The following is a 12,964-nucleotide window of genomic DNA, read 5'->3' as shown; positions in this document are numbered from 1 at the left end:
GCCGGGCAGCGGGCTACGCTACCGCAGCCGGGCAAGTGCCTATATGGTTCCGCCTCAGGACCGCAGCCTGTGGGGAGGTTCCAAAACCGTCGGAAGGAACGACTGCGTGGATTCTTTCCCGAACGCGCAAACCGGTTCCGCTGGGCAGAAGGAAACAGCGCACGAGGAAACGGCAACGGAGCTAACCGAGGCCGTGGTGATCGGCTGCGGACTCAGCGGGTTGGCGGTGGCCACCGAACTATGCCGGCAGGGGGTGGACTCGATAGTGGTCCACGGACCGGCGCCGGCTGCTGCCACCATCAGGGAGGCAGCGTCAGAGCCGGAGGTCTTCCCGGAACGGTTGGAACTGCTGCGCGTGCTGCACGCCTATGCTGCCAGCCACCGGCTGGACGTCCGGGAGGATTCCGCAGCGCAGGAAATGACCTTGGCTGCTTCCGCCGGCCTGCTTCCCTCGCCGGCGGCTGCCCCCGGCAAATGGGCCATCCGCACCGGCAGCAACCTGCTCCTGGCCGACTACGTGGTGCTCACCAGTTGCTCCAGATCGGACCTGCGGAAGCTGGCCCGGGCGCTGGGCGTGACCGCCGGACCGGAAGCAGTGGAGGCGTTGCGGGGAATCGGCGTGTACCTCGTCGGCGTGGGCGAGAACCTGCTGCCGTCCCTCCGCGGGCTCATGCGCCAAGCCAAGGCGGCAGGCGAGGCCATTGCGGACGCAGGGTCACCTGCCCCGCAAGGCCCTGCCCAGGGGTGAGCGTTAGTCCTCGCGCAGCCGCCGGCGCACAACCAGGGCAATCAGCACTGCCACGGCGAGAAGCACCACCGCTGCCGGTACGACCACCGTCCACGGGGATCCGGCATCGGCGGACTGGTTCAGCACCGGGCTTTGGGTCGCTGCGGGCGGCAGGGGCGCAGCAGTAGACGGAGCGGCGGTGCCGGTGGCGGTTCCGGTGCCGCCACTGCCCGCCACCGTAAACCCGAATGTCCCCTCGATCGGGTGGGCATCCGAGGACACCACGCGCCACTGAACCGTGTAGCTTCCGGCGGGCGCTCCGGGGCGGAGCGGCTGGGTGGCGGTGTTGTCCAGGATCCGCACCTGGCCCTGGGCCCAGTCCGTTCCTTCCTCATCCAAAACCCGCACCTCGGAGCCGATGGCCGCCGGAACGTTTGAGAAGGTCAGCTCCACGGACTCCGGAGCCGTGTCCACCACTGCACCGTTGCCCGGAGTGCTGCCCGTGAGTTCATCGTGGGCAGCAGCAGGCGGGGCGGAGAGAAGCAGCCCCGCGCAGAGGGCCAGCAGGAAGGCAGCAGCCACAGCGGCGAAACCGGACTTGGAAAGGTAATTGCGCACAAGGTTCGTCACCGTTTCAGCCTAACCGCCAGTTCTTCACGGCACTGCCGCGTGCCCGCGATAAGATCTAAATGCTGGATTCCCTCACCATCCCCACCACTGGTCAGTTCAGAGGACGCGTCATGCTCAAACAAGGTTCAAAGCTGGACCGTTACTTCGAAATCACCAAACGCGGTTCCTCCGTATCAGCCGAAATACGCGGCGGCTTGGCCACGTTTTTCGCCATGAGCTACATCGTGGTCCTTAACCCGCTGATTCTCGGCGGCGAGGACTCGATGGGCAACACCATGCCCGGCCCTGCAATTGCCGCGGGCACTGCCCTGGTGGCAGGCATCCTGACCCTGATTATGGGCATCTGGGCCAAGCACCCGTTCGCGATCGCCACGGGATTGGGCGTCAACGCCTTCGTAGCCGTGACGGTTGCCTCCAATGACGGATTGACCTGGCCTGATGTGATGGGCCTGGTAGTCATCGCGGGCCTGGCGATGGTGATCCTGGTGCTCACCGGATTCCGTACCGCCGTTTTCCGTGCAGTTCCGCCCAGCCTGAAAACAGCGATCGTGGTCGGCATCGGCCTGTTCGTAGCGCTGGTCGGCCTGGTCAACGCGGGCTTTGTCCGGCGCAATCCGGATGAGGCCGGCACTACTGTTCCGCTGGGCCTGGGCAACGGCGGCCAGTTGCTGGGGTGGCCCACGCTGGTGTTCGTCTTCGGCCTGCTGCTGACCATTGTGCTGATGTCCCGCAAGGTCCGGGGCGCAATCCTCATCGGCATCGTCGCCTCGACCGCTTTCGCCGTGATTGTCGAATGGCTGGCCGAGCCGGGCAGCCAGGGTGCCGGTGTGGCTACCGGCTGGTCGCTGGTGACCCCGAGCATGCCGCAGTGGGCTGCTCCGGATCTCTCCCTGATCGGCGATGTCAGCCTCGTAGGGTCCTTCCAGACCCTGGGCGGAGTTGCCGCCTCGCTGCTGGTCTTCGTGATCCTGCTCAGCATCTTCTTCGACGCGATGGGCACCATGGTGGGCCTCGCCACCGAGGCCGGCAGCATCGACAAGGACGGCAACATCCCGCGCGTGGAGCGCGTCCTCCTGGTGGATGCCGCAGGCGCGGTGGCCGGCGGCGGTGCCGGGGTTTCCTCCAACCAGATTTTCGTGGAGTCCGGCGCCGGCATCGGCGAAGGTGCGCGCACCGGGCTCGCCTCCGTGGTGACCGGCCTGCTGTTCATCGTGGCCATGTTCCTGACACCGCTGATCTATCTGGTGCCGTTCGAAGCCGTGGCCCCTGCCCTGGTGGTCGTGGGCTACCTGATGGTCTCCCAGGTGGGCAAGATCGACTGGAGCGACATCGGGCTGGCCCTGCCGTCCTTCCTCACCTTCACGCTGATGCCGTTCACGTACTCGATTGCTGACGGCCTGGGTGCCGGGTTCATCTCCTTCACCGTCATCCGCGTCTTCCAGGGCCGGGGCCGAGAGGTCCACCCCCTGATGTACGTGGTGGCAGCGGCATTCGCCCTGTTCTTCGGCATCGGTCCCATCAGGGAGCTGGCAGGGATCTAGGGAGCGATTCCACCCGGTACTGCCAAACACGAAGGGATCCGCGGCCGCGGATCCCTTCGTGTCTTAACCGGTTTCGGCACCGCAACCGCATCAGCTATGCAGCAGGAAAACGCTCCCACACCCGGTGGTTCGCCAGGAGCGCGGTAACGCCGGAGGCAACCTCGGCGGCTCCGCCTACAACAACGCCGGGTGTTTCAGCGGGGATGCCGGCGGCCGAAAGGACCGAAGCGCCGTCCCCCCAGGCCCCGATGGCCTTGGCATGGCGGAAGGCTTCCGTCAGGAGCAGGGTGACCCTCGGGTCAAGGGAGGGGTGCCCGCCGGGATTGCCCGCCTTGGCATCCAAACTGTCCACCGCATCCGGTGCCGCGGCACCCGAGGCCGCAACAACCACGGCATCGAATTCGGTGGAACGGGCCGTCAGGTAGGTCCGCTGGACAGTGATTTCAGCGCCCAGCTTGCCGCCGTGCGGTGCAATGACCAGCGGGACCATGCCCTCTGCATGGACAGCTGCCAGGACCTCGGAAACCGAGGCCAGGTCGGATGTTTCATCGGCGACAACACCGACCACCCGGCCCGCTACCGGCCAGGAGCCGCCGAGCTGGCTGAGGGCCGGGCTGGGGGCGGTGTCGGCAACGGCGAGGGCGGGAGCCGGGGCCGCCAGGCCCAGGCCGGCAGCCACGTCCTCGGCAAGGCGCTTGTCGATATTCGCAAGCGACTGGAGCTGGCGCAGCCGGATGTTCTCCTCATAGCACTTGCCCAGTTCAAACGTGTAGGCCTGAACCACATGGTCCTGCTCCACCGGCGTCAGGGAACGGAAGAACATCCGCGCCTGGCTGTAGTGGTCATCAAATGTCGCCGGATTCTCGCGCACCTTGCGGGCCGCGGGCACCTCGACAGGAACGTCGATGAAGGCACCCATGTCTGCTCCGGCCATGAACGGGCAGCCGCCGTCGAGGGAGTTGGGCTTATACGGCGCCACGCCGGAATGGTCCGCACTCTGGTGGAACCCGTCCCGGAGCATGTCGTTGACGGGTGCATGCGGGCGGTTGATGGGAATCCGGCTGAAGTTCGGGCCACCCAGCCGGGTCAGCTGGGTATCGATGTAGGAGAACAACCGGCCCTGCAGCAGCGGGTCATTGGTGACGTCGATGCCCGGCACCAGGTGTCCGGGGTGGAAGGCCACCTGTTCGGTTTCCGCGAAGTAATTCGTGGTGTTCGCGTTAAGCGTCATGGTGCCGATGACCTGGACGGGAGCCAGTTCCTCGGGGACGAGCTTCGTCGGGTCCAGCAGGTCGATGCCCTCGAACATTTCGTCTTCGGTGTCGGGGAAGACCTGGATGCCCAGGTCCCACTGCGGGAACGCGCCGGCTTCAATCGCGTCTGCGAGGTCGCGCCGGTGGAAGTCCGGATCCATGCCGTTGATGATCTGCGCTTCTTCCCAGACCAGGGAGTGCACACCCTGCCGGGGCTTCCAGTGGAACTTCACCAGGGTGGTTTCGCCCTTGGCGTTGATCAGGCGGAAGGTGTGGACGCCGAAGCCCTCCATGGTGCGGTAGGACCGCGGGATGCCGCGGTCGGACATGTTCCACATGGTGTGATGCTGCGCTTCGGTGTGCAGCGAGACGAAGTCCCAGAAGGTGTCGTGGGCGCTCTGGGCCTGCGGAATTTCCCGGTCCGGGTGCGGCTTCCCGGCGTGGATCACGTCGGGGAACTTGATCGCATCCTGGATGAAGAACACCGGAATGTTGTTGCCGACCAGGTCATAGTTGCCCTCGGCGGTGTAGAACTTGGTGCTGAAACCGCGGGTGTCCCGGACCGTGTCCGCAGAACCGCGGGAGCCGAGCACGGTGGAGAAGCGCACAAAGACGGGGGTTTCCACGCCCTTGGCCAGGAAACCGGCCTGCGTGACTCCTTCGGCCGCGCCGTTGGCGGTAAACACGCCGTGGGCGGCAGCGCCGCGGGCGTGGACCACGCGCTCGGGAATGCGCTCGTGGTCGAAGTGGGTGATCTTTTCCCGCAGGTGGTGGTCCTGCAGAAGCACCGGGCCCCGGGGGCCGGCCTTCAGGGAGTGATCGGTGTCCCGCAACCGCGCACCCTGGGCAGTTGTGAGGAATTGTCCGCTCTGCGCGGTGGAGGCCTTCGGCGCCCCGGTGGCCACACCTGTGGCAGTCACGGTCTCCGGTCCATCCTGGTCCGGCTTGGGCGGCAGCGGTTCGCGCGGCTGCGTCGGTTCGGCCAGTTCCGGGGCCTGCGGCGCCGGGGCGCCCGGTACGGGCAGGTCGGGTTCGGATGTGCTCTTGCTGAACATGTAGCCTCCATCGTGGTTGGTCCAACCGCCGCCCGAAGGCCACGGTCATTCTCACCACCCTACTGAAGTAAGCATGCTGATTGTCAACGGAGCTGCCGGGCGGCCACCTTCGGCAGGTACTCCCCGTGGCGCTACCGGCGGGGGGCCGGGACCGGCTGTTCCGCGGGCACTTCCCGGACAGGATCGTCATGCAGCGGCCGGGAACCGGCCGCGAAGCTGCGCACTTTTGCGTCATCCCACAGGTGGGCCGGCACCGCTCCCCCCAGCAGGGTGCGGGGCAGGGACGGATCCTCCGCAAACGGGGTGTCGCTGCCGGCCAGGATGATATTGCCGTAACGACGGCCCTTCAGCATGGCCGGATCGGCTATCGCCGCGGTGTACTCAAACGCCGCACAGATGGTGGCGGCTTCGGCGCGGGCGCCGCGCAGGTCCGGGGTGTCACCGCAGTTCACCACGTAGACGCCGCCGGGAGCGAGCACCCGGGCCACGTGCGCGGTGAATTCCGCCGTCGTCAGCGGCACCGGTGTCTTGGCGCCGGCAAAGACATCGCGGATCACCAGGTCGCGGCTGTCCTCGTGCAGGGTCTCGGTGACTGCACGCGCCTCCCCCACCCGCAGCCGCAGCAGGGGTGCCCGGGGCAGGTCAAACCACCCGCGGACCAGCTCCGCCAGCCTGCCGTCCAGTTCCACGGCAACCTGCCGGGCACCGGGATAGACGGCGGCCAGGTACCGGGCCAGCGAACACGCCGCCGCACCCAGGTGCAGGGCACGCAGCGAGGCGTCCGGACGCCAGCGGGATTCCACCAGGGCAACGATCCAGCGCATGTATTCGAAGTCCAGATGCCGCGGGTCGGCAAGGTCGATATGCGAACTGTGCACTCCGTTCACCATCAGGATCCAGCCGTCGGAGCTGAAGGAGTCCGGAACCAGCTCGCACGTTCCCGTGTCGATCGGATAGGTGCCGGCGACCGGGCCGGTGCCGGCCACGGCGTCCACCGGATCCTTGCCGGGGCGCTTGCGCCCCATCAGTGCCTCACCATCCGGATTTCCACCATGCCGGTGCCGGCCCAGACCTGCGGCAGGTCCTTTGACGTTCCGTCTGCCACGAAGCCGTTGCGCCGGTAAAACGCCTGGGCACGCGCATTGTCCTCTAGCACCCAGACGTAAGCGGGTTCCTTGTCCACGGCCTGCTCCAGCAAGGCCTGCCCAACACCCTTTCCATACGCTTCGGCGAGGATGTAGATGGACCAAAGTTCCAGCGGAACGTCCGCGTCGCTGTCCCGTGCGGGACCGGCGGACGCGAAACCAAGGAGCCGGCCGTCTTCCGAGTGGGCCAGCCAGTTTCGAATAGCCGGCTCCATTGCCTGTTCGGCCAGGGCTGCCCGCCGGTGTTCGACGGCGGCGCTGCGGTCCGCTTCCCGGCGCCGGAACACCTCATCCCCCAGTACATGGGCGTAACTCTCCCGCCAAGACTGCAGATGGACGGACACGAAGTCCTCGGCGTCGCCGGGGAGGGCGCGCCGGATACTAAAGCTCATATCTCCAGCTTAAGTCGGCACCGGCTGCGTCCCTGACCGGGGAGCGTCACAGCACCACCGCCAGCGCAAACCCGTCCCACCCCTTGCTCCCCACTGTCTGGAGGGCCGTGGCGTCCAGCCGCGGATGCGAGCCCAGGATGTCCACGGCAGCGCGGGTGCCCTGCACCGCGTCATCGCCCCCGGGGTCCAGGACGCTGCCGCCGCGCACCACGTTGTCCAGCACAATCACGCTCCCCGGCCGGGACAGTTTCACCGCCCACTCCAGGTAGGCGGGGTTGTTGACCTTGTCCGCGTCAATGAAAAACAGGTCGAACGGCGCCGCTTCCGCCAGATCCGGCAGGGTGTCCAGGGCTGCACCCACCCGAATGGTCACGCGGTCCAGAAGCCCGGCCGCAGCCAGATTGGCGCGGGCCACCTCCGCATGGCGGGGTTCGTATTCACACGTGATGAGTTCGCCGTCGTCGGGCAGTGCCCGGGCGAGCCAGGCCGTGCTGAATCCGCCCAGGGTGCCGATCTCCAGGATCCGCCGGGCCCCCGAAATGCGGGCCAGCAGCATCAGGAACTTCCCCTGCGCGGCGGTTACCTCGATTGTCGGCAGCCCTGCGGCCCCGGTCGCAGCAACGATGGCCTTCAGCTGGTCATCCGGCCGCACCACGCGGCTGCTGAGGTACTCCTCGACCTGCTCCCACTGCGACATCCCCTGCTCCCGTTCCGCCGGCGCGTCCGGCCGCTGCGTACCTAGGCGTGCCCGCTGTACTCGTCCAGGTCGCCGAGTGCCTTTTCCAGCCGTTCCACCTTGCCGGTCAATTCACCGGTGTGCCCCGGCCGGATATCCGCCTTGAGCACCAGCGACACCCGGCTGCCGTACTGGCCAACCGCTTCCGTGGCCCGGCGGATGACATCCATCACTTCGTCCCACTCACCCTCAAGGGTGGTGAACATGGCGTCCGTGGAATTCGGCAGGCCGGATTCCCGGACGATTCGAACGGCGGCGGCCACGGCGTCGTGCACGGAGGCCGAAGGACCGGCGGCTGGGGTCTGCGGTCCGGTACCGGACGGAGCGACGGAAAAGGCTACAAGCATCTGCCCAGTGTGCCACTGCAGGCACCAAAAAACCCGCGCAGGCCGCCGGAGCAGCCTACGCGGGTTTGGAGGTTTCCCGGCGGACCGTTCGGCCCGCAGGGCTCAGACTGCCGTGTCCCGGCTTGCACCGGCGGCGGCCACGTCATGGAACTTCTCGTTGAGACGCGAATGCCGCTGCCCGTAGGCGAAGTACAACAGGAAGCCGATGACCAGCCAGCCCGCGAAGTAGATCCAGGTCTCAACCGCCAGGTTGGTCATCAGGTACAGGCACAGCACCGCGGAAAGGACGGGGATCACCGGACCGAAGGGCACCCGGAAGGCCGGGCGCAGGTCCGGACGCTTCTTCCGCAGCACCAGGATGCCCAGGCTGACCACCACGAACGCGGAGAGCGTGCCGATGTTGATCATTTCCTCGAGTACGTCCACCCGCGTGAACCCTGCCACCACGGCGACCAGGGCGCCGAGGATGATCTGCAGCCGGGCCGGTGTGGAGTGCTTGTCGCTGGTCCGGGAGAGCGAGCGGGGCAGCAGGCCGTCCCGGGACATCGCCAGCACCACGCGGGCCAGGCCCATCAGCAGCACCATGATCACCGTGGTCAGGCCAATCAGGGATCCGACGGCGATGACCGATGCCGCACCGGTGTTTCCCACGAGGGCAAAGGCCGTTGCGAGGTTGGGGTCTTCGGCTGCGGCCAGGTCGGTGTAGGGGACCATGCCGGTCAGGGCCAGGGAGACGCCGATGTAAAGCAGCGTGACTACGGCCAGGCCGGCGAAGATGCCCCGCGGAAGGGTCTTGCCCGGATCCTTGACCTCTTCGGCAGAGGTGGCCACGACGTCGAATCCGATGAAAGCGAAGAAAACGATGGCGGCACCGGCAAAGACACCGAACAATCCGTACTGCGCGGGGGCGGCACCGGTGAGGAAGGAGAACAGGGACTGCTGCAGGACCCCCGAGCTTCCATCAGTGGCGGTGGCGACCGGATCCGGAATAAACGGCGTGTAGTTCTCCGCCTTGACGTAGAAGAAACCGGCGACGATCACGAAGAGAACCACGCCCACCTTGATGATGGTGAAAACGTTGCTTACCTGGGCGGAAAGCTTGGTACCCATGACCAGCAGGAAGGTAAAGATTGCGACGATCAGGAACGGGCCCCAGGTCAGCGAAAGCACGCCCAGGTCCAGCGTGGCGGGTATGTCCCAGCCGATCAGCGCAAAGACCTCGCTGAGGTAGATGCCCCAGTACTTCGCGATCACTGCCGCTGCCGTGAACAGCTCCAGGATGAGGTTCCAGCCGATGATCCAGGCCACCAGCTCACCCATCGTGGCGTAGGTGAACACGTAGGCGGAGCCTGCCACCGGGATGGCCGTGGCGAACTCCGCGTAACACATGATGGCGAGCGCGCAGGTGATCGCCGCCAGCACGAACGAAAGGGTTACGGCCGGGCCGGAGAACTGCGCCGCAGCCCGGGCGCCTACCGAGAAGATGCCGGCGCCTACGGCCACCGCGACGCCCATGATCATGAGGTCCCAGGTGGTGAGTGAGCGCTTTAGCCGACGGCCGGGCTCGTCGGCATCCGCAAGGGAACTCTCGATGGGTTTTGTACGGAAGAGACTCACGTGGATCCTCGCCTTATCTGAGGGAAATCTAACCGATCAATCGTAGTCCGGGCGCCGTGCGGCTCTTATTTTAGTCTCACATGCTGAGACAAAGGATTCCAAAAAGCTGCGGCTGCGGAACCGGCGCCGGGGCGCTGGCTGGCAAGTGCCGCTGCCTTTTGCGAGGATGGATATGACGTACGCCACTCGCTTGTCAGGGGCGGCTAACCCAGGTTTTATCCCGGCAACGAACGGACAAGCAGCTATGGCCCGCGGAATCTATGTAAGCGCCATGACGCCCGGATCCGGCAAGTCCCTGATCAGCCTGGGGCTGGCGGACATGCTCGGCCGGCACGCAGACCGGGTGGGCTTCTTCAGGCCGATTGTCGAGGGTGACAACCCGGCACAGGATCCCATGGTGGAGCTGATGCAGCGCCGCTTCAACCTGGGTCCGGCCACCTGCCGCGGTGGCCTGACCCGGACTCAGCTGCGTGCATTGCTGGTTGCCGGGGAGCGCGGCGAGGTTGATGCCCGCTGCCTGGCCGTCTACAGCGAAATCGCCGCAAACTGCGACGTCGTCATTGTCGAAGGCACCGATCTCTCCGGGCACGACGTCGCCCTGGAGTTCGATCTCAATGCCCGGCTGGCCAATGACCTGGGCACCGTCGTGCTCGCCGTCGTCAACGCCCAGGAAACCACTGCGGCGGAGACTGCCGACGCCGTCGACGTGGCACGCCGCCAATTGGCCGACGCGAAGTGCGACCTGCTGGCCGTGATGGTCAACCGGGCAGCGCCGTCCGACGTCGAGGCCATCACCGCCGCTATCCGGCCCGGACAGAGCGGCCGGCCGGTCTACGTCATTCCCGAGCAGAGTGAAATCTCCCAGCCGTCGATCGCCGAAGTGCAGACGGCACTGCGGGCCCGCCAAGTGGCCGGCAGCGCCAACCTTGAACGCGACGTTTCCGCAGTCAAGGTTGCCGCCATGACCGTGGGGAACTTCATCCCCCAGCTTTCGGACGGGACCCTGGTGATTGTCCCGGCCGACCGCGCCGACGTTATGGTCGCCACCCTGGCATCCTCCTTCTCCTCGGACTTTCCCGTGGCCAGCGGCATGATCCTCACCGGCGGCATCGATGTGGAACCGGCCATCCTGGGGCTGCTGGCGTCGGCACCCTTTCCCGTCTTCGAAGTCGAAACGGACACCTATATCACTGCGCGCAGGGTCAGCAGGGTCCGGGGCGAGATCTCCAGCGGCAACCGGCGGAAGGTTGCCGCAGCCCTGGGCACCTGGTCCCGGCATGTGGATGAGGCCGAGTTGCTGGAACGCCTGGCGCTCCCCCGCCCTGCCACCACCACACCGCTGCGGTTCCTCAACGAGCTGATCGTGCGGGCCCGCACCAGCCGGCAGCGGATCGTGCTGCCGGAAGGACTGGACCTGCGGGTGCTGCAGGCCGCAGAGATCCTCAGCCGGCGGGACGTATGTGCACTGACGGTGCTGGGCCCGGAGGGCCAGATCCGCGAACTGGCAGCAAGCGAGGGCATTGACCTGTCCAACATCAACCTCATCAACCCGGCCACCAGCGCCCTGCGGGAGGAATTCGCCCGGGAATACGCCACTCTGCGCAAGCACAAGGGCGTCTCCCTGGAAGACGCCAACGAACGTATGCTCCACGGGGCATATTTCGGCACCATGATGGTGCAGCTGGGCAGGGTGGACGGCATGGTCTCCGGCGCGGCCCACACCACCGCCAACACCATCCGGCCCGCACTGGAGTTCATCCGGACCCGGGAGGGAGTCAAGATCGTCTCCTCGGTGTTCCTGATGCTGCTGGAGGACCGCGTCCTGGTGTACGGCGACTGTGCAGTGAATCCGGACCCGGACGCCGAGCAGCTGGCGGACATCGCCCTCGCCTCCGCCGCCACCGCCGAGCAGTTCGGTGTCACCCCGCGGGTCGCCATGCTCTCCTACGCCACCGGCTCCTCCGGAAAGGGCGGCTCGGTGGAACGCGTCCGGCAGGCCACCGAGCTGGTCCGCCGCGCCCGCCCGGATCTCCCGGTGGAAGGACCCATCCAGTACGACGCCGCCGTCGATGCCTCCGTAGCGGCCTCCAAGGCACCCGGGTCCTCAGTGGCGGGACAGGCCACGGTATTCATCTTCCCCGACCTGAATACCGGAAATAACACCTACAAGGCCGTGCAGCAGTCCGCCGGAGCCGTGGCCGTGGGCCCGATCCTGCAGGGCCTGCGCAAACCAGTCAACGACCTCAGCCGCGGCTGCACCGTCGAGGACATCGTGAACACCGTGGCCATCACCGCAGTGCAGGCACAGGAGGATTAAATGCTGGTTCTTGTCATCAATTCCGGATCCTCTTCGCTGAAGTACCAGGTCCGGGAGACCGATACCCAGGAACTGCTGGCCAAGGGGATCATCGACCGGATCGGCGACGTGGTTCCGGACCACGCGTCCGCGCTGGAAGAACTCAGCAGCCGGCTCCGCGACGAGCTGGACGGACGCACAATCGACGCCGTGGGGCATCGGGTGGTGCACGGCGGGGAACGCTTCAGCGAACCCGTATTGGTCAACAACGAGATTGTCCGCTCGATTGAACGGCTCAGCCCGCTGGCCCCGTTGCACAACCCCGCGAGCGCCATGGGTATCCGCGCGGTCCATGAAAAGTGGCCGAAGATGCCGCAGGTGGCCGTCTTCGACACCGCTTTCCACCGCACCCTGCCCGAACACGCCTGGCGCTACGCACTGCCCGACAGCCTGTACCGGCGTCACGGCATCCGCCGTTACGGTTTCCACGGCACCAGCTACGCCTACGTCGCACCGGCGGCTGCACGCTTCCTGGGCATTGAGCCGTCAAAGTTCGACGGCGTGATCGCCCATCTGGGCAACGGTGCCTCGGTGGCGGCCATCAAGGACGGCAGGAGCATCGACACCTCCATGGGATTCACTCCCCTGGAGGGCCTGGTGATGGGCACCCGCAGCGGAGACGTTGACCCGTCGATCCTCGTTTTCCTGGCCCGGCAGGGGTACGACGCCGACACCCTGGACAACCTGCTCAACCGGGAATCCGGGCTGCGGGCCCTGGCCGGCGAGTCGGACATGCGCGGAATCGAGGAAGCGGCCGACAACGGCAATGAGCAGGCTCGGCTGGCCCTGACCGTGGCCGCCTACCGGCTGGCCAAGTACATCGGCGCCTACCACGTGGCCGTGGGCGGCGCGCAGGCCGTGGTCTTCACTGCCGGGATCGGCGAAAACGGCTGGCATTTCCGCCGGCTGGTGGTGGACCAGCTGGGCCCCCTCGGCATCCGGCTCGACCCCGAAGCCAATCTGGCACCCGGCAAGCAGGCCCGGCGGATCAGCACGCCCGACTCTGCCATTTCCGTCCTCGTGGTGCCCACCGACGAAGAGGAGGCCATTGCGGAGGCGACCGCCGCCGTCGTCGAACGCCACAAGGAATCCGCAGCTACCTATTGACGGTTTGCAACCGAAATCCGCTAAAAGGGGAAGAACGGCAGACAGCAGGACATCCGCG

General features: G+C 66.5%; 11 protein-coding genes. 4 read left to right on the top strand and 7 right to left on the bottom strand.

Features of this window, described 5'->3' with window-relative positions; translation table 11 throughout:
- The first annotated feature begins 106 nt into the window (after positions 1-106).
- A complete protein-coding gene (locus tag NNX35_RS06370) occupies positions 107-748 on the top strand; it encodes an FAD-binding protein (protein WP_255765636.1) in 642 nt (213 codons plus the stop codon).
- 3 nt (positions 749-751) lie between these two features.
- Here the strand turns inward: NNX35_RS06370 and NNX35_RS06365 are convergent, their stop codons facing one another.
- Positions 752-1,357 (bottom strand): copper resistance CopC family protein, encoded by a 606-nt coding sequence (locus NNX35_RS06365; RefSeq protein ID WP_255867261.1) that lies wholly within the window; start codon positions 1,355-1,357, stop codon positions 752-754.
- A gap of 110 nt (positions 1,358-1,467) precedes the next feature.
- Here NNX35_RS06365 and NNX35_RS06360 point away from each other — a divergent pair, with 110 nt between their 5' ends.
- A complete protein-coding gene (locus tag NNX35_RS06360) occupies positions 1,468-2,898 on the top strand; it encodes an NCS2 family permease (protein ID WP_255867260.1) in 1,431 nt (476 codons plus the stop codon).
- Between the two features lie 94 nt (positions 2,899-2,992).
- On the opposite strand, the gene NNX35_RS06355 is transcribed toward NNX35_RS06360, so the two are convergent.
- The 6 genes from NNX35_RS06355 to NNX35_RS06330 all read right to left on the bottom strand — a co-directional run bounded on the left by NNX35_RS06355 (position 2,993) and on the right by NNX35_RS06330 (position 9,443).
- Positions 2,993-5,206 carry a catalase gene (locus tag NNX35_RS06355; protein WP_255867259.1) on the bottom strand — a complete coding sequence of 738 codons (2,214 nt, stop codon included), beginning with the start codon at positions 5,204-5,206 and terminating at the stop codon, positions 2,993-2,995.
- A gap of 131 nt (positions 5,207-5,337) precedes the next feature.
- Positions 5,338-6,231 (bottom strand): spermidine synthase, encoded by an 894-nt coding sequence (locus tag NNX35_RS06350; protein WP_255765632.1) that lies wholly within the window; start codon positions 6,229-6,231, stop codon positions 5,338-5,340.
- On the bottom strand, positions 6,231-6,743 hold the full coding sequence (locus NNX35_RS06345; protein ID WP_255867258.1) for a GNAT family N-acetyltransferase: 513 nt from the start codon (positions 6,741-6,743) through the stop codon (positions 6,231-6,233). The genes NNX35_RS06350 and NNX35_RS06345 overlap by 1 nt, the downstream gene beginning before the upstream one ends.
- Positions 6,744-6,789: 46 nt before the next feature.
- A complete protein-coding gene (locus tag NNX35_RS06340) occupies positions 6,790-7,440 on the bottom strand; it encodes an O-methyltransferase (RefSeq protein WP_255867257.1) in 651 nt (216 codons plus the stop codon).
- 41 nt (positions 7,441-7,481) lie between these two features.
- Entirely contained in the window at positions 7,482-7,826 is a 345-nt protein-coding gene (locus tag NNX35_RS06335; protein ID WP_255765629.1) for a thiamine-binding protein, read from the bottom strand.
- 102 nt (positions 7,827-7,928) lie between these two features.
- Entirely contained in the window at positions 7,929-9,443 is a 1,515-nt protein-coding gene (locus tag NNX35_RS06330; RefSeq protein WP_255862160.1) for an amino acid permease, read from the bottom strand.
- 244 nt (positions 9,444-9,687) lie between these two features.
- On the opposite strand from NNX35_RS06330, the gene pta reads away from it, so the two are divergent.
- Positions 9,688-11,760: a phosphate acetyltransferase gene (gene pta, locus NNX35_RS06325; protein ID WP_255765627.1), complete on the top strand. Its 2,073-nt coding sequence runs from the start codon at positions 9,688-9,690 to the stop codon at positions 11,758-11,760.
- Positions 11,761-12,906, top strand: coding sequence for an acetate/propionate family kinase (locus tag NNX35_RS06320; protein ID WP_255867256.1), 1,146 nt, complete (start codon positions 11,761-11,763; stop codon positions 12,904-12,906).
- The last annotated feature ends 58 nt before the right edge of the window (positions 12,907-12,964 follow it).

The organism is Arthrobacter sp. zg-Y844, from assembly GCF_024385465.1.
In the GTDB taxonomy this organism is placed as follows: domain Bacteria; phylum Actinomycetota; class Actinomycetes; order Actinomycetales; family Micrococcaceae; genus Arthrobacter_B.
This window is presented reverse-complemented; position numbering and strand designations above follow the sequence as displayed.